At 47.4% G+C, this 15,896-nt stretch carries 18 protein-coding genes; 13 read left to right on the forward strand and 5 right to left on the reverse strand.

Going from position 1 to position 15,896, the window contains the following annotated elements:
• Positions 1–56: 56 nt before the first annotated feature.
• The 4 genes from SB752_RS07015 to SB752_RS07030 all read left to right on the forward strand — a co-directional run bounded on the left by SB752_RS07015 (position 57) and on the right by SB752_RS07030 (position 3,499).
• A complete protein-coding gene (locus SB752_RS07015; protein WP_410715137.1) occupies positions 57–1,463 on the forward strand; it encodes a YfcC family protein in 1,407 nt (468 codons plus the stop codon).
• Between the two features lie 15 nt (positions 1,464–1,478).
• Positions 1,479–2,588 carry a mandelate racemase/muconate lactonizing enzyme family protein gene (locus SB752_RS07020; RefSeq protein WP_410714970.1) on the forward strand — a complete coding sequence of 370 codons (1,110 nt, stop codon included), beginning with the start codon at positions 1,479–1,481 and terminating at the stop codon, positions 2,586–2,588.
• 201 nt (positions 2,589–2,789) lie between these two features.
• Complete coding sequence (locus SB752_RS07025; RefSeq protein WP_410714971.1) at positions 2,790–3,182, forward strand: YflT domain-containing protein; 393 nt, start codon at positions 2,790–2,792, stop codon at positions 3,180–3,182.
• 128 nt (positions 3,183–3,310) lie between these two features.
• The gene (locus tag SB752_RS07030) at positions 3,311–3,499 is read left to right on the forward strand and encodes an aspartyl-phosphate phosphatase Spo0E family protein (protein ID WP_410714972.1); all 189 of its coding nucleotides are present in this window, start codon (positions 3,311–3,313) and stop codon (positions 3,497–3,499) included.
• Between the two features lie 156 nt (positions 3,500–3,655).
• Here SB752_RS07030 and SB752_RS07035 read toward each other — a convergent pair whose 3' ends face one another.
• Positions 3,656–4,069 (reverse strand): hypothetical protein, encoded by a 414-nt coding sequence (locus SB752_RS07035; protein WP_410714973.1) that lies wholly within the window; start codon positions 4,067–4,069, stop codon positions 3,656–3,658.
• A gap of 54 nt (positions 4,070–4,123) precedes the next feature.
• Complete coding sequence (locus tag SB752_RS07040; RefSeq protein WP_410714974.1) at positions 4,124–4,438, reverse strand: YtxH domain-containing protein; 315 nt, start codon at positions 4,436–4,438, stop codon at positions 4,124–4,126.
• Between the two features lie 219 nt (positions 4,439–4,657).
• Here SB752_RS07040 and SB752_RS07045 point away from each other — a divergent pair, with 219 nt between their 5' ends.
• On the forward strand, positions 4,658–5,794 hold the full coding sequence (locus tag SB752_RS07045) for a PP2C family protein-serine/threonine phosphatase (RefSeq protein WP_410714975.1): 1,137 nt from the start codon (positions 4,658–4,660) through the stop codon (positions 5,792–5,794).
• Positions 5,795–5,834: 40 nt separating this feature from the next.
• On the forward strand, positions 5,835–6,170 hold the full coding sequence (locus SB752_RS07050; protein WP_410714976.1) for an STAS domain-containing protein: 336 nt from the start codon (positions 5,835–5,837) through the stop codon (positions 6,168–6,170).
• A gap of 74 nt (positions 6,171–6,244) precedes the next feature.
• Here SB752_RS07050 and SB752_RS07055 read toward each other — a convergent pair whose 3' ends face one another.
• Positions 6,245–6,706, reverse strand: coding sequence for a Dps family protein (locus SB752_RS07055; protein WP_410714977.1), 462 nt, complete (start codon positions 6,704–6,706; stop codon positions 6,245–6,247).
• A 150-nt stretch (positions 6,707–6,856) separates the two neighbouring features.
• Between SB752_RS07055 and SB752_RS07060 the strand changes: the two genes are divergently transcribed.
• The 6 genes from SB752_RS07060 to SB752_RS07085 all read left to right on the forward strand — a co-directional run bounded on the left by SB752_RS07060 (position 6,857) and on the right by SB752_RS07085 (position 12,664).
• Entirely contained in the window at positions 6,857–7,318 is a 462-nt protein-coding gene (locus SB752_RS07060) for a DUF948 domain-containing protein (protein ID WP_410714978.1), read from the forward strand.
• A 67-nt stretch (positions 7,319–7,385) separates the two neighbouring features.
• Positions 7,386–7,832 (forward strand): anti-sigma B factor RsbW, encoded by a 447-nt coding sequence (rsbW, locus tag SB752_RS07065; RefSeq protein WP_410714979.1) that lies wholly within the window; start codon positions 7,386–7,388, stop codon positions 7,830–7,832.
• Positions 7,829–8,590 carry a sigma-70 family RNA polymerase sigma factor gene (locus tag SB752_RS07070; RefSeq protein ID WP_410714980.1) on the forward strand — a complete coding sequence of 254 codons (762 nt, stop codon included), beginning with the start codon at positions 7,829–7,831 and terminating at the stop codon, positions 8,588–8,590. The genes rsbW and SB752_RS07070 overlap by 4 nt, the downstream gene beginning before the upstream one ends.
• Before the next feature lie 106 nt (positions 8,591–8,696).
• The gene (locus tag SB752_RS07075; RefSeq protein WP_410714981.1) at positions 8,697–11,453 is read left to right on the forward strand and encodes a CHASE3 domain-containing protein; all 2,757 of its coding nucleotides are present in this window, start codon (positions 8,697–8,699) and stop codon (positions 11,451–11,453) included.
• 17 nt (positions 11,454–11,470) lie between these two features.
• The gene (locus tag SB752_RS07080) at positions 11,471–12,343 is read left to right on the forward strand and encodes a CheR family methyltransferase (protein WP_410714982.1); all 873 of its coding nucleotides are present in this window, start codon (positions 11,471–11,473) and stop codon (positions 12,341–12,343) included.
• A 156-nt stretch (positions 12,344–12,499) separates the two neighbouring features.
• Positions 12,500–12,664, forward strand: a complete 165-nt coding sequence (locus SB752_RS07085; RefSeq protein WP_084765652.1) for a DUF1328 domain-containing protein — start codon at positions 12,500–12,502, stop codon at positions 12,662–12,664.
• Between the two features lie 134 nt (positions 12,665–12,798).
• On the opposite strand, the gene SB752_RS07090 is transcribed toward SB752_RS07085, so the two are convergent.
• On the reverse strand, positions 12,799–12,951 hold the full coding sequence (locus tag SB752_RS07090) for a hypothetical protein (RefSeq protein WP_410714983.1): 153 nt from the start codon (positions 12,949–12,951) through the stop codon (positions 12,799–12,801).
• Between the two features lie 74 nt (positions 12,952–13,025).
• Positions 13,026–15,023, reverse strand: a complete 1,998-nt coding sequence (locus tag SB752_RS07095; protein ID WP_410714984.1) for a serine hydrolase domain-containing protein — start codon at positions 15,021–15,023, stop codon at positions 13,026–13,028.
• A 282-nt stretch (positions 15,024–15,305) separates the two neighbouring features.
• On the opposite strand from SB752_RS07095, the gene SB752_RS07100 reads away from it, so the two are divergent.
• Entirely contained in the window at positions 15,306–15,893 is a 588-nt protein-coding gene (locus SB752_RS07100) for a sensor domain-containing protein (RefSeq protein ID WP_410715138.1), read from the forward strand.
• The last annotated feature ends 3 nt before the right edge of the window (positions 15,894–15,896 follow it).

The raw sequence follows: 15,896 nt of genomic DNA on the forward strand, positions 1-15,896 counted from the left end.
TTTCATGAATACTCAAATGAACTACTATAAATAAACAGAATTATGAAAAAGGAGAGATCGGTGTGCAAAACGACAAGGTGCAAGCATCAGGCCGAAAAAAAGCGATCAACGTTTTTGTATTGCTGTTTGGTGTACTGCTAATCGCTACAATCCTTACCCACATCGTGCCTGCCGGAGAATACGCCCGCGTCGATGTAGACGGTAGAAGCGTAGTAGATCCACACTCTTTCAAACAGCTCGAATCAACCCCTGTCTCTTTCTTTCAATTGTTTAGTGCCATTCATACAGGGCTGGTTGAAGCAGCGGACATCATCTTTTTTGTTTTTATTATTGGGGGAACATTTGGGGTACTGACAGCTACAGGTGCAGTCGATGCGTTCATCCGATCCTTGTCTAAAAAGCTGAGCAATAAGGAAAAATGGCTAATTCCCGTCATGATGCTGTTTTTTGCATTTGCGGGGGCATTTACCGGAATGGCGGAGGAATCGCTGGCTTATATCCCGATGCTGGTTCCGCTCGCTGTCTCACTCGGATTCGATGTCATCACCGGGACGGCAATCGTGTTGGTTGGGGCGTCAATCGGATTTACGACAGCCATTATGAATCCGTTTACAGTCGGAATTGCCCAAGGGATTGCCCAACTTCCCATCTTTTCAGGAATCGGCTACCGCATCGTGTTGTTCGTCATTATGTATGTCGTTTCCGTCGCTTTTATTTATCGCTATGCGATGAAGGTGAAAAAGGACCGGACCCTTGGCTTTTACGGGGAAGACGTCTCCTATGACACCGCGCAGCAGGAAGACCATCAGCCTCTATCGAGAACCCACAAAATCGTTCTAACGTGCTTCCTGCTTAACTTTGCAGTCTTGATTTACGGAGTTCTTCAATTCAAGTGGTACATTACAGAGATTTCTGCCCTGTTTGTCGTACTTTCCATCGTAATCACCTTCATTGGACGCTTGTCCGCCAACCAGTATATCGAAGCATTCATGAAGGGTGCTGCTGGCATGCTGGCTGGCTGCCTGATCATCGGTCTTTCGCGCGCGACACTGGTTGTGCTAGACCAAGGACATATCATTGATACGCTTTTGTACCATGCTTCCAGTGTTCTGGATAAGATCCCGCCAACGATGAGTGCGGGAGGAATGTTTATCCTGCAAGCACTGATTCACTTTGTCGTACCATCAGGCAGTGGACAAGCTGCATTGACCATGCCGATCATGGCACCGTTGGCGGATTTGGTGGGCGTGACCCGTCAGACAGCAGTACTCTCCTTTTCCTTGGCTGACGGGATTGGAAATATCATCTTCCCGACATCAGGCTATTTTATGGCTGGACTGGCACTCGCGGGTATTCCGTGGAGCCGCTGGGCGAAATGGATTATGCCTTTAATATTGACCCAATTTGCGATTGGACTCGTTGCTGTCCTGATAGCAAATCTCATGCATTATGGACCATTTTAATAACGGAGGTTACGCATGAAAATTGTTTCCATTGAGGTATTTGCCACCGAGCTTCCTTTGGTACGACCGTTTATCGTCGCGTACGATACATTCCATGAGCTGCCAAGCATTATCGTCAAAATGACGACGGATACAGGAATTGTAGGCTATGGCGAGGGCATGCCGGACCCCCATGTGACGGGAGAAAGCTTTTACAGCACGTACGAAATGCTGAGCAAGGACATAGCACCGCTGTTGATTGGAGAAAATCCATTTGCTATCGAAAAGCTCCATAAAATCATGTCAGCCGCTGTATACCACGCGCCAACCGCAAAAGCTGCGATCGATATTGCCTGCTATGACATCATGGGAAAAGCGACGGGTCAGCCCGTCTACAATCTGCTGGGAGGAAAAGTGCACTCGTCCTTATCCGTTCCTTTCGTGATCAGCATATTGCCGCCAGAAGAAATGGCCAGCCAAGCAGCGCAGGCTGTAGTCGACGGTTATACAAGCATCAAAATCAAGGTAGGAGATGACCCTGCGACGGATATCAAACGAATTCGGGCCGTACGGGAGGCGATCGGTGAAAATGTCCAGCTGCGGGTAGATGCAAATCAGGGATGGCGTAATGTCGCGACGACCATGCGGGTGTTGAAACAGGTCGAGGATTGTGAGATGGAATGGATCGAGCAGCCTGTGCTGGCAGACGACATCATAGGCTTGGCAGAGGTGCGACAGAAGACAACCATTCCAGTCATGATCGATGAAGGACTGCATGGTGACAAGGAAATGAGAGAAGTCATCATGAGACAGGCAGCGGATTTGATCAATATCAAGCTGATGAAATGCGGGGGACTGTATCCTGCTTGCAAGCTTGTAGCCCAGGCTGAAATGGCGGGCTTAGGCTGTCAGGTCGGCTCCATGGTGGAATCCTCGATTGCGACAGCAGCGGGCGCACACCTCTCGATTGCCAAGAGCATGATTTTTTCCAATGAGATGGTGGGGCCACTCATGTTTTCCAGAGATTTTGGAAAGCTCCCTTATGAGAAAGGTCAATTGATGGTATCAGATCGCCCAGGATTGGGTGTGGATGTGGACGAGGCAACGGTGCGAGAATTAAGTACACAATCGACACTTATCCAATAGCTTGCGCGTTAGTTGGAATAGCCGCTTTCCTAGGTTGTAGGGGAAGCGGCTATTTCCTTTTTTGAGAGATCGATCTATGAAATGCCCGATTACTGTTTCAGCTGCTATTTTCATGGGTAATACTGGTCAGCAAGACAATTACAAAGGATTGAGACAATCGTCTCCATCCATCATCCACATTCCACTTAGGAGGGATTAAAGATGAATACCATGGAAACGAAAGTGAAAACAGTCCGAAACGTAAATGAAGCACAGCTTCAAGTCGCAAAATTCAGACGGGATGGTTATCGGGAAGATCAGATTTATGTGCTTGCCTATGACAAAGATCGCACCGAGCGCGTGGCAAGCCGTGCTAATGCAGAGCAGATTGGCGTCTTGGAAGAGGGCTTTGGCACAGCGATAGCCAACGTATTCCGTACTCGTGATGAGGAGCTGCGTGCAAAGCTGAGGTCAATGGGGTTCATTTCGTCTGATGCCGAGCGCCTTGAAATGGAAATGGAGAACGACCATATCGTCGTGATCGCATGGGGTGGAACCTACTACGACGGAAACGACTACGATCCAACGATTTATTACTATCCGCCAATGTTTTAGCGGGATGGATACTACGTAACAAATAGCAAGGAGGAGAGCTTTCTCCCAGGGAATCTGGGGAAAAGCTCTTTCCTCGGGAATAATTGATCATCACCGTCACAAAAAAGGGGATGAGGGAGTTGCGTGAAATGATGCTGAGCAAAATCGAGAGGGCCAGGCAGGAGCTGTATCAGGCTGTAACGACGAGTGGTGCTCACGGGATGAGAGGAACATACGTCCTGAATAAATCGCGTAAGCTGGACAAGCTCATCTATTGCTATTTACTAAGCGAGAAACACCGAAAAAGTAAATCAGAGAGAAAAGGACGAGGGCCATGACTCTCGTAAAAAAGGAGCAAAGCCGGGTATCCGTAACATGCGGATGTCCGGCTTACTTTATGTGTATGGGTACTTACATCACCGAAAACAAGAAACAGCCATAGCCCATTTTGCTCATCGGACTATGGCTGTTCGACTATCAAATCAATTGGGTACCTATTGGATAGGATCGGGAACCTGGTTTTTATCAATAATCTCACTACCTGTTTTTAAATCCTTCATTTCATCTCCGAGCTTTTTCATCTCGTTCATATTTTGCGCCATCGAGCTGTTTTGTGCTCCTTCCAGTGTCATTTGTGTCCACTGACGTAGATGCTGCTCCAGCTCGATCAGCTTATCGAGAGCGGCTTTTTGTACTTGTAACGGAACGCTGTTGCTGGATTCAAATTCCGCTTCTTCAAAGTTAATGACGTGATGGCCTTGTTCATAGGTGATGGTGGTGACTAGCAGCGGATACGTAACGCCTGTATTCTCGCAAGCGATGTTGAGGCGATACGTTGAGGTGACAGCGTGATTGATTCTTTCCAAGCCCAGCTCTATCAATTGTTGATGCATCATCGTTGGCTCCATATACATCTCCCCTTTAACAGAAAGTTCGTTGCTCGCAAAGCGGATTGGAGCTTCTCAGCTTTTGCCCTGCATGTCTTCTTTGACTGTTTGTATGGTATCTGCGACGATCTGTTTACCCTCCTGCGCTTTTTCTGAAAACTCGGAAGCTTGTATGCTGATCGTGTCTGCCGCATTGGTTGTTCTTTGCTTGAGGGTGGAGGCGAGATCGCGTGTTTTTTCGCCGAGAGAGTTGACAGCGTTGGACAAATCCTCTCGCAGAGCCGACCCTGATTTAGGTGCCATCAACAAGGAAGCGGCAGCTCCGATTGCGCCTCCGATCAGCATTCCTTTCAAAAGACCGTTTTTATTGTTATCTGGTGTTTGATTCATCGTCCATCTCTCCTTTTGTGTCTCGTATTTTGTTCCTACTCTTCTATAAACTTGTTTTTGGTGTTTGAAACAGGAAAATGATCCATTTCTCAAAATCAACTGTTTGAATCAGCAAACGGGTGGGTAGTAAATGGAAGGAGCTCTTTGCCATATCGTGCTATGATAAAAGAAATGGACGTGGGGAGTGTCCCCTGACTTTTTTCGTGATAGGGGGTTGCTATGAATATTGTCATTGTAGACGACAACCGAACTAATCTAGTGATCATTGAAAAAATTTTGCGAAAAGCTGGCTACGATAATCTGGTGCTGTTGTCATCGGCCAAAGAGCTCTATCATTTTCTCGGCATGGATTCAAAGGCCGCAGGAGAGGTACCGGTCGATTTAATATTGATGGACTTGATGATGCCGGAAATTGACGGCGTGGAGGCATGCAGAACCGTATTGAAGCAAGAGAGACTACGTGATCTTCCGATTATTTTTGTCACGGCGATGGGAGACTCCTATAAAATGGCGGAGGCACTGGATGCGGGTGCGCTCGATTATGTTATGAAGCCGATCAACAAGGTCGAGCTGCTGGCACGTATCCGTTCGACCCTTCGCTTGAAGCATGAAAAGGATTTGCGCAAGGAACGGGATAAACGGATTCAAAATGAGCTGGCATTAGCCAAGCAGGTTCAGCGCAGTATGCTCAGCAGTCCGATCCATGATCAGGCGGTAGACATATCGGCGGTTTATGAGCCATCCTCAGAGCTAGCCGGTGATTTATACGCCTGGTATCAAATTGCGCCGAACCGCTATGCTGTCATTTTGCTTGATATGATGGGGCACGGCATCTCCTCCTCGCTAATATGTATGTACATGTACGCGGCCATGAAGGATACGATTATGGGGGTAAGTGATCCAAAAGCGGTTATGGACGAGCTCAATCGTCGCATGAACCAGCTGCAGATGTCAGATCGACTTATCAACTACTACTTCACGGCTATCTATCTGGTGCTGGATACGGAAAAGCGGACGATTCAATACGTAAATGCAGGACATCCAGCCGGAGTTGCCATAGTCGATGGAAAAGTGGTAATGCTCGACAAAGGCTGTTGTGCCTTGGGGTTTTTTGAGAAAATTGATATTGTCCAAGATGAGATTTCTTACGACGAACAGGCACGAGTTATTTTGTTCACGGACGGTTTGGTTGAGAGCCTGGGTGTAGAGCATCAAATGGGAATGTTCCCGATTGTTAGCAGATTGCAGGAACAGGCTGAACATGATCCGGTCAGCCTTGTACAAAAGCTGCAGCCGGGTGCAGGTAGAGACGATCTAAGGGACGATAGGTGCCTGGTCATGATTTCAACGAAATAGATAAAAGTTACCAACATAAAAGATAGAGGGAGTGAGCTAGATGGCAGCGGAAAAATTTTCGATAGATCAGAAGGAAACTGATAAAGCGATTGTTCTTCATTTCCATGGCGAGCTGGATCTGGAGGTAGCATCGACGTTATTCCGTGATAAGCTGGAAGCGGTGGTGTCTGGTACAGAAAAAGAACTCATTCTCGATTTGGCGGACCTCTCTTACATAGATAGCACAGGGATCGGTATCCTCGTTTCTATCTTAAAAATACGGGATGCAAAGAGGGCGCCGCTTACTGTTCGCAATATTCCACCAGGAGTGCTCAAATTATTGGAAATTACCGGCATTTCCAAATTTATCCTGCAAGGAGTAAAAGGTGGCGCGTAAAAGGACTGCTTACACAAACAAAGACCCACGGGCTGACAGTCACGCTGTCAGGTCCGTGGGTCTTTGAATTATCTTTATTTTCCGAGGTAGGCACTGAGCATCCAGCGATGCTTTTCAAAAGAAGTGTGGATGGCCGTGAGCATATCAGCGGTAGGCTGATCGCGTTGGTCCTCTGCCAAGGTAATACCGATTTTAAGCTCCTTCATGATGTTTTCCATGTCTTCTGATAAGGCTTCGACCATTTGCTGAGCATCTTCCTCCCCTGTGGCTTCCTTGATCGTTGCCATTTCCAGATGTTCTTTTAGCGTCGCGGTCGGTACGGACCCAAGAGCCAGCATTCGCTCTGCGATGGTGTCGAGATGTAGTGCGACCTCTGTATACAGCTCCTCGAATTTAACGTGCAGCGTGAAAAAGTTCTCTCCTTTTACATACCAGTGATAATTGTGCAGCTTCATGTACAGCACTGAGAAGTTAGCAACCTGCTGATTGAGCGTCTTCGTCAAGTAAATGGAATACGTTACGGTGTTTGTCATCATAAGTACCTCCGTTTATTGAAGAATGGTGTGGATAGCAATAGTTACCCACTTTGCTGCAGGTTGAAACAGGACATTTTTTTAAAAGACGACTGTTTCAAATGAAGTGGTGGTGGGTAATGGCTCTTAAATGGTTCATAGGGAGGGCATGTTATGTTACTAGAAATGAGCGCCGTTATGGTTGCGATTGCGTTTGTTATCCTGACGTTTTTCCTGATCCGGACCTTACAATCGGTGAAAAGCTCCCTGGACGAGGTCACACATACCTTGGGGCAGATGAAAATAGAAGTCAGAGAAATTGGCGATGAAGTGAAGGCAGTAGTAGGAAATGCAAATGAAATGGCTGTTGATTTGCGTACGAAGCTGACAAAGCTGGATCATTTATTTAGCAGTGTGGGCGATGTAGGCCAGGTTGTCCACGAGCTTACGACGGCGGTCAGACAGTCGGCTACAGGATTCTTCGCTTCATTTAAGCAGCCGAAAAGAGAGCCAGCTCCAGCACAGCGTACTGAAAAATGGCAAGCGATTTTGGAAGGAGCTCTTGCAGCGGCAGATGTATGGCTGCGAATGAAGTCTGCACGGGCACAAACAGCTGGCAAGAGGGCGGGCGACTGAGCATTGTCAGTGGAATCTGTTACACTTGCAGGTAGAGCAGGAGTCAGAAAAGGAAAGAGGAGCGATCATGAATCCATTTGTGAGCATTACAATTCCCGCCGAGGCGGAATATTTGGATATTGTCAGATTAAGCTTATACAGCTTCGCGACGAAAGCGGGCTTTTCTTTCGAGGAAATCGAAGATATGAAAGTGGCCGTTTCGGAGGCTTGCAATAATGCCATCTTGCACGCCTATGGGGATGCTGATACAGGGATGATCGACCTGCGCTTCGAGAATGACGGAGAGCGACTGGTGATCACTGTGCAAGACTATGGGCATAGCTTTGTGAATACAGGGGTGCCGGGGAATGGCGTTCCTGGCGAGCGAGAAGAAATTAGCGAGCTTTCGATAGGCGGTCTTGGTATTTTCCTGATGGAAGCATTGATGGATGAAGTTCAGGTAGACACAGGGAGCACCGTAGGAACCAAGATCGTTTTGTCCAAGCGGCTGAGCAGAAAAGGGGAAAGGGTATGAATCCAAACCAACCCTCGGAGGCTTTGTACAAGCTGTACTCCAAAATGAAAATCTATCGGGAAACCGAATGCGGCGAAGCAGCAACCGAGCTTTTACTGCATTATGATCAAATCGTCCAGATGGCAGCAGGAAAGATGTCACGCAACCGTCCTGACTTGAACGAGGATTTGTATCAGGTGGGGCGAATCGCCTTACTTCGCTTGTTTAAGCAGTATGACATCGCGCTTGGCATTCCCTTTGAAGGCTATGCCATGAAGCATCTGATCGGACATATGAAAAACTACTTGCGGGACAAGTCATGGTACATACAGGTGCCGCGAAAAATTAAAGAAAAGAGCTCGCTTGTTCAGCGGATGATTGACGATCTGACTATCAGACTGGAGCGCTCTCCGCACGTGGAAGAGATCGCAGCAGAGGTGGGGCTTACTGTGGAGGAAACGATCGAGGTTCTCGTTGGTCGAGACTACTACAACTATACGTCACTAGATACACAGCTCTCGCCTGAAGGGGAGAGTAATGCGACGATTGCCGATATGATTGCCACACCCGCTGATGATTATCAGTTGCTGGAGAAGAGAATTGATTTGAATGAAGCGCTGGGCTGCTTGAAAAAAGAAGAGAAAAAAGTGATTTCGCTTCTTTACGCCGAAGGACAATCCCAAAGACAAATTGCCGAGCAACTGGGTGTTTCCCAGATGAGTGTGTCCCGAATTCAGAAGCGGGCCATCGATAAACTAAAGCATGCACTATCAGAGTAAGATTTCCTCATGAGCGTCTATCCTTTTTTCGTTTCGTGGCAGCGAATGTGGTAGAATAGTTGGTATATTTTTTCTGACACGAAGCGTATGAAAGAAGGCGAGCTCGATGAAAGGTTTTAATCTGAACATTCAGGCGAAAATTTTTATCGTGTACGTATCGATCGTGGCTTGTCTGGGCGTTTCCCTTCTCCTCGTGAATCAAGCGATGAAGGATTTGCAGGCTGAAATAGAGTTTATATCCAATCATGACATGACCGTACACGAGTTGACCAGCCAGGTACAAAAAAATGTGCTGGATATGGAAACAGGGATGCGCGGATATGTGATTACTGGGGATGAACAGTATCTGGAGCCCTATGAGATCGGAAGCCGCAGCTGGCAGGATAACTACAACAAGCTGTATACGATGCTCGCGGATAATCCGGGGCAGCAACGGAATCTGGAACAAATCCGCCCTTTGATTTTAAGCTGGGTGGCGAATACCGGAGAGTACGTCGTCCAGAAAAAGAAGGAAAACAACGGGGAAGCTCTGCGGCATCATTTTGAACAAAATACAGGCAAACAAGCGATGGATCAGCTGCGAACACAGCTCGATTCTTTTCTTGAGGATGAGAAGAGAGTGGCGGCAGAGCGCATCGAGAAGCTGAATCAGAGCAATGAAAAGGTGCTCTATATTTGGTATGCGATTATCGGCTTCGTAACGATCATCACTTTTGCCTTGTCCCTCTATCTGTCGAGAACTATCGTCAGCACGATCAAGCAGGTCGTGAAAACGATTCGAGAGATTACCGATCATTCATCCGATGTGGATCTGACAGCAAGGATTGAGGTGCAAACAAAAGACGAGCTGCGGGAGCTCGCTTTTGCGACGAATGATTTGCTTGGCAGTCTGGAGCGACAGAGCTGGATACAGAAGAGCATGACGGAAATTTCTACAATCTATCAGGGTATAACTGATATTCAGACACTTGCTAAAGCTTTTGTTGGCAGGCTTGCGCCAAAGCTGGGAGCGGCATACGGCGTCGTCTATTTACGGAAAAATCATAGTGCTGAGACGATCTTCATTCGAGTGGCAGACTACGCACTTGTGAATCAGGAGCATGCTGCGGACAGCTTTCGCTTGGGGGAAGGTCTAGTTGGTCAGTGTGCGGTGGATAAACGAATTTTTCTCATCGATCATTTGCCAGAAGATTACATCAAGGTCACCTCTGGCTTAGGGGAAGCCTCGCCTCGCCATTTAGTGGTCGCTCCGATCATGGTGGAAGGAAGAGTAGAGGCAGTCGTCGAGCTGGCTGCGTTTCAGCCGTTTGAAGCAGCGCACTTAACACTCTTGGATTTGCTGCAGGAGAAATTTGGGCAATCGATCGTCAGCGTTCTGGGAAGGATGGAAGTGGAGCGTTTGCTCAGCGAGTCGCAAGTGATGACCGAAGAGCTGCAGACACAGTCGGAGGAGCTGCAGACCCAATCAGAAGAATTGCAGATGCAGCAAGATCAGCTGCGCATGACCAATGAATTTTTGGAAGAACAAAATCTTTTTGCCCAGCAGCGGGCAGATGAGTTGCAAAAAGCAAAGGATGAGCTGGCAGACTACGCGCGCAAGCTACAGGAGAGCTCGCAGTACAAGACTGATTTTCTAGCAAACATGTCCCATGAGCTGCGCACGCCGCTGAACAGCATTTTGATCCTGTCACAAATGCTAATGGAAAACAGTCAGTCAGAAACGGACGAGGCGGAAGTGGAAGAGTACTCCCGGGTCATTTATACAGCGGGGCAAGACTTGCTTCGCCTCATTGACGATATTCTTGATTTATCCAAAATCGAGGCTGGGAAAATTGAGATCATGACAGATGAAGTCAATGTCTCGGAAATCCCGCAGCTGATGCAAAGCATGTTTGAACCAGTAACTACGACAAAGCAGTTGGACTTTGAAGTACACGTCCATCCAGACACACCCGATCTTATATTGACGGATGGGCAGAGACTGCATCAAATATTGAAAAACCTGTTGTCAAATGCATGTAAATTTACTGAACAGGGAAGCGTGACGCTGCGGATAGGTCCAGCGAATCCGTTGCGTGTAAAGGAGCTGCTTCCTGACCTGAAAGAAGAGACGGTATTAGAATTTTCAGTGATAGATTCAGGAATCGGAATCCCGTGCGACAAACAGGAGCTCATCTTCGAAGCGTTCCAGCAGGTCGATGGTACGACCAATAGACAGTACGGTGGGACCGGACTTGGACTCTCGATTTGCCGTGAGTTTACGCGGCTTTTGGGTGGCGTCATCGTGGTTGAAAGCGAACCGAATAAAGGAAGTACGTTTACTCTGTACCTTCCAAGCAAACGGGACGATGCTCCTCCAGATCGACAAGATACGGGACTTCTGGTAACGGACGAAGTGGCAGCAACGGGGAGTATGGTGCCTGCGGAACGAGGGGCTGAGGCTGCGAGCTGGTTGGATATGGTCACAGCTGCTCCCGAAGAAAAGCTCTTCCAGGGAAAGCGTGTACTGTTAGTCGATGACGATGCCAGAAATGTGTATGCGCTCGTTACTACACTGGAACGAAAAGGAGTTTCGGTGGAGGTAGCACAGAATGGCAGAGAAGCAGTGGAGAAGCTGCAGGGTGCTGAGGAGTACGATCTGGTCCTGATGGATATTATGATGCCGATCATGGATGGCTATGAAGCGATGAAGATCATACGTCAGGAGCTGGGGCTAGACCAGTTGCCCATCATCGCGCTGACTGCCAAAGCGATGAAGCACGAAAGAGAAAAATGCTTGGAAACCGGGGCTTCCGATTATATTATGAAGCCATTACATATAGACCAGCTGTTCTCGCTGATGCGGGTATGGCTGACGAAATAGAAGTAGGTGAACTCGAAATGGACACTCCATTACCAGACCTATCCACCGATTCTTTGACAGCTATGGAGAATGTGGTTCACGACGAGCGGCAACAAATAGAAATCAACCTGCTCTTGGAAGGTCTTTATCAAATGTACGGCTACGATTTTCGCGGGTATGTGCGGGCATCGCTGCGCAGGCGAATCGTAAATCGGATGATGGCGGAGGGACTTCCCACAATCACAGCATTATTGGAAAAGGTGCTGCATGAGCAAGGAGCTTTGGAGCGATTACTGAACGACTTGTCCATTCGCCTGACCGAAATGTTTCGAGATCCAAGTTTTTTTGTCGCTTTTCGCAAAGAGGTCGTGCCCTTGCTACTGGGGCTGCCTGAGATTCGGATATGGCACGCTGGCTGTGCAACGGGGGAAGAAGTTTACTCCATGGCGATCCTGATGTTGGAGGAGGGATTAGCCCACAAGACGAGGATTTATGGAACAGATATGAATGAAAAGGCGATTGAAGCGGCGCAGAAAGGGGCATTTCCCTTAAAGAAAATGCAGCAGTACACAAAAAATTACTTGGAGGCCGGAGGAACGAAGGCTTTTTCCGAATACTACGCCACCGACCATCGCTTTGCGTATTTTCGCCCCAGCATGAGTGAGAATCTCGTGTTCGCGCAGCATAACCTGGTGACGGATGGATCTCTGAATGAGTTTCATGTGATCCTGTGCCGCAACGTCCTGATTTATTTCGATCAAGAGTTGCAGCATCATGTCCATCGGTTGATTTACGGGAGCCTGGCTGACGGGGGCTTTCTCGGGCTAGGGAGCAAGGAGTCGATTCTTTTTGTGCCAGATGGACTTCCCTACACCGATTTTGTCCCTCAAGAAAGAATTTACAGAAAATAACGGTACCTATCAAAATGAAAAGGGGAACCGCCACGCAAGCAGATGGAACCCATCGCTTTCGCGGCGGTTCTTTTTGTTTCATACACGAGAAAAGTGGTTAATAATGAGCAGGAACGATAAGACAAGAAGAAGCAAAACCAGGAAAGGGTGATCCACATGTTACGATGGTCTATGCTGTTTCTGATCATTGCCATTATTGCGGCAATATTCGGGTTTACGGGGATTGTTTCGGCTGCAGTGGGTATCGCAAAATTCTTGTTTGTTGTTTTTTTGATCTTGTTCGTCCTGTCGCTCATCTTTGGAAAGCGCAGCAGTTACTAGAAAACACTTGAAGATACTGGCGAGAATCCGTCTCCTATAGGCGGATTCTTTTATTTACACGAAGAAAGGCTGCCGAGTTTTAGGGCAGCCTTACAATGGGGGAGAGAGTTTCCCATTCTTTTTTCTTCGTATCATTAATCTTTCAGCTCGGTGATCACTTTTGAAGCACGTTTTTCATCCGGGGTAGGGAACATTTGAAATTGATGCTGAAGCTCGATTTCCTTTTCATTTAATTCGCTTGTAGTTTTTTGCTCAGCTTGTCCGTTGTGTTTATCGCTATTTTCCACGACCAGTCACCTCCCTCAAAGGAGTAGGTTTTACAACAACTCCTTACTTTATCCCAAAAAGAGGAAAATGCTCTTTATCGTTTAATTGGCAGCGAATAGTAGCCAAATGCTAAATCAAGCAAGGCACTGGCTTCCTGACGCTTCAGTAAATCTTTTGCACGGAATGTGAAAGAGCCATCTGCGTCTACTTTTGTATCAGGATCGACGATGCCTTGTGAAACAAGTGCAGTGATCGCATCTTTTGCCCATGTGTCGGCAGTGTCTTGCAGCGTCACTTTGCTGGTTGCCACAGGCTCAAGCTGCTTCAAATTTTGGATCATGACAGCAGCGACTTGTCTTGTGATTGGTGCCGAAGGGTTCAAATTAGGGATGCCCGCAGCCATTTGCTGTTTAATTCCTTCCGCTTGCCCGGGAAATACGCTCCAGCCATGTGCTTTGATCAGAGCATCAGTAAATTCGCCTTGTGTCATCGTCCCTGTCGGATCAAATTGGCTTCCCTTTTTCGCGCCCATAATGGAAAGAGCGCTGAGGTTGTTGATATAGTTCTGATAGCTGCTGGTGCTCGGCACGTCGGAGAACGTTTGCTTGTTATCCATTTTTTGCGAATGAGCGACGACCCCTACGCCTTTTTGCGTGGAATAATAGAAATACGTAATACTGCCGTCCTTGTCTTCCTTGAATGCAATTTTACTGCCTTCTTCATCTACAAACAGTAGTGGGTGAATCATACGCAGCTTTTGTTTTCCGTTAATCTCATCTTCAAGCACGAGCGAGCCATTCTCATACGCAAAAGAAGTACGGATCGCCAATGCACGTGTATTTTGGTACAAGCCGATATAGCGCTGCGCATCCGTTTCACTCAAAGGCAAGTAAACAGGCTCTGCCTTTTCTTTTTCCGGGAAATAATGATCCATGAATTCCTTGTAAATATCGACGCTCATCATGGAATCGTTGTTGTAAGACATGAAAAAGGCGGTTTTTTGCTCCGGTATCAATACCATCAGGGAAGAATGTCCTGGCATGTTTCCACCCTTCAAAACAACATGCTGACCATTTGCCAGCTCGTTAAAATAGGTTTCAAACCCTACAGTTGTGATCGGAATGTCCTTTTCCACGAAAATCTGGTAAGCGTGCATCAACTCCATGCTTTTCTTGCTGACGATCTCTTTTCCTTCAAATTTTCCGTTTTGCAGCTGCATGATCATATACCTAGCCATATCCTCCCCGGTTGATAGAATGCTTCCCTGTGGTCCATCGGTCGGAGCATGACCAAATGTCGGTTGTGGCTCGCCAGTCGAGCCGTAATGAGCGGCCATGCGTTTTAACAACTCGGGCTTAAAGCGAACGCTAGAGGAGCTCATTCCGAGAGGCTTGAACACTTTTTCGTCCATATACTGGGCAAATGGCATTCCACTTACTTTTTCGACCGCGTATCCAGCGAGTAAGAATCCAAAATTGTCATACGTATAGGCCTCTCCAGGAGGGCGAATGACGGTCGGCATATGCTTCGGAAGAAACTCTTCCATTGAGATGTCCTGCCCAATATATTCCGGCCCGATAAACGTCGTAATATCAGGCAAGTCTACGCCGCTTGTATAGGTAAGCATGTCATAGAGGGTGAGGGATTTGCCCGTCGTATTGGGAATCTTTAGCCCCCCAAGGTATTCCTCTACATTGTGATGCAGGTCCATTTTGCCCGCATCAACCTGCTGCATGACAGCCAGCGCGGTAAAGGTTTTCGTTACAGAAGCAATTTGGAAGACCGTGTCTTTATCAACAGGGATGTTTTTTTCCTTGTCAGCGAAGCCGTAGCCTTTATTCACAATGACTTTGCCATCACGGACGACAACGAAGCTGGAACCATTCACATTAAATTTTTTCATTTTGTCTGCAAACAGTGGATCGGCAAACGCTTCGACTTCTTTGGCATCCAGGGGACCTTTTATGCTGGGGGCAGCAGGGGAAGCAGTCGGCTTTGATTCAACGGCACCGAGGGGCTGCGTGCATGCGGCAACCAAGGTCGTGGAGAGCAGAAATACGGTGAGACTCATTTTTTGAAAAGCTTTTTTCATGTGCGATTCTCCTTTTGTTTTTGGTAAGCAAGTTTGTGAGCGCCGACTCCGAGAGTGAGAGCTTGGGTACAGTATGGCAAAGCACGCGTCATACTCGGTAGTTACTTCCTGTCATCACTTTTCCGCTTTACCCAAAAAACTGCTGTGGCTGATGAATTGGCATGACTTGACCTGTCATATGACATTTTGGCACTGGTTCATGTGACGCGCAGTGGATTACGGTAAGGGCAGACCGTCATCAATTGTGTCGGAAAAGGTATAGACAGGAGAGAGTTGGCTTTGATGAAAAGAGCGATCATGCGAAACATGCAAAATTTTTTCTTCATGCTGTTTACATTTGCTTCGGGTGTGTTTTACTTTTGCTTTTATTTGAGCGGGATTGCGCTTGGTCTGGCATTGTCATTTACCGTAGTGGGAATTCCGTTGCTTACGAACGTATTGCGGACAACGCAAACCTTTGTCCAGCATGAACGTATTCAGACAAAGATTTATACAGATATCTCGATTGAGCCATTGGCAGCAAGAAAAAGAGCAAAAGGAAATCAATGGACGCAAGCGAAGGCAGAATTAACAGATGGAAGAAACTGGATGTCCGTTTTTTGGCTGATGCAAAAATTTGTAATCGGGATCAGTTGTCTTGTGATTGGAATGCTCATTTACATCGCACCCGTTTTGTTTGCGTTTGTACCGCTGCTCTACCCGTATACGGAGATCAATTTTATGGGGATCGCTGTGGATTCGGAGCTGAAGGCTTTACTTCTGATGAGTTTAGGGTTCATACTCATGATCGGGTGCTCCAAGCTTGGCAATGGACTGGTACAATTGATTGGTGGTTACACGCGCTTGATGTTCAAAGCAATTAGGGGATGATAT

The sequence above is a fragment of the Brevibacillus sp. SIMBA_040 genome (genome assembly GCF_046535075.1).
Classification (GTDB): domain Bacteria; phylum Bacillota; class Bacilli; order Brevibacillales; family Brevibacillaceae; genus Brevibacillus.

Bases quoted from the DNA above. Each gene is read 5' to 3' on its own strand.
- SB752_RS07020 (WP_410714970.1), top strand. From the start codon at position 1,479: ATGAAAATTGTTTCCATTGAGGTATTTGCCACCGAGCTTCCTTTGGTA.
- SB752_RS07025 (WP_410714971.1), top strand. From the start codon at position 2,790: ATGAATACCATGGAAACGAAAGTGAAAACAGTCCGAAACGTAAATGAA.
- SB752_RS07030 (WP_410714972.1), top strand. From the start codon at position 3,311: ATGATGCTGAGCAAAATCGAGAGGGCCAGGCAGGAGCTGTATCAGGCT.
- SB752_RS07035 (WP_410714973.1), bottom strand. From the start codon at position 4,069: ATGGAGCCAACGATGATGCATCAACAATTGATAGAGCTGGGCTTGGAA.
- SB752_RS07040 (WP_410714974.1), bottom strand. From the start codon at position 4,438: ATGAATCAAACACCAGATAACAATAAAAACGGTCTTTTGAAAGGAATG.
- SB752_RS07045 (WP_410714975.1), top strand. From the start codon at position 4,658: ATGAATATTGTCATTGTAGACGACAACCGAACTAATCTAGTGATCATT.
- SB752_RS07050 (WP_410714976.1), top strand. From the start codon at position 5,835: ATGGCAGCGGAAAAATTTTCGATAGATCAGAAGGAAACTGATAAAGCG.
- SB752_RS07055 (WP_410714977.1), bottom strand. From the start codon at position 6,706: ATGATGACAAACACCGTAACGTATTCCATTTACTTGACGAAGACGCTC.
- SB752_RS07060 (WP_410714978.1), top strand. From the start codon at position 6,857: ATGTTACTAGAAATGAGCGCCGTTATGGTTGCGATTGCGTTTGTTATC.
- rsbW (WP_410714979.1), top strand. From the start codon at position 7,386: ATGAATCCATTTGTGAGCATTACAATTCCCGCCGAGGCGGAATATTTG.
- SB752_RS07070 (WP_410714980.1), top strand. From the start codon at position 7,829: ATGAATCCAAACCAACCCTCGGAGGCTTTGTACAAGCTGTACTCCAAA.
- SB752_RS07075 (WP_410714981.1), top strand. From the start codon at position 8,697: ATGAAAGGTTTTAATCTGAACATTCAGGCGAAAATTTTTATCGTGTAC.
- SB752_RS07080 (WP_410714982.1), top strand. From the start codon at position 11,471: ATGGACACTCCATTACCAGACCTATCCACCGATTCTTTGACAGCTATG.
- SB752_RS07085 (WP_084765652.1), top strand. From the start codon at position 12,500: ATGTTACGATGGTCTATGCTGTTTCTGATCATTGCCATTATTGCGGCA.
- SB752_RS07095 (WP_410714984.1), bottom strand. From the start codon at position 15,023: ATGAAAAAAGCTTTTCAAAAAATGAGTCTCACCGTATTTCTGCTCTCC.
- SB752_RS07100 (WP_410715138.1), top strand. From the start codon at position 15,306: ATGAAAAGAGCGATCATGCGAAACATGCAAAATTTTTTCTTCATGCTG.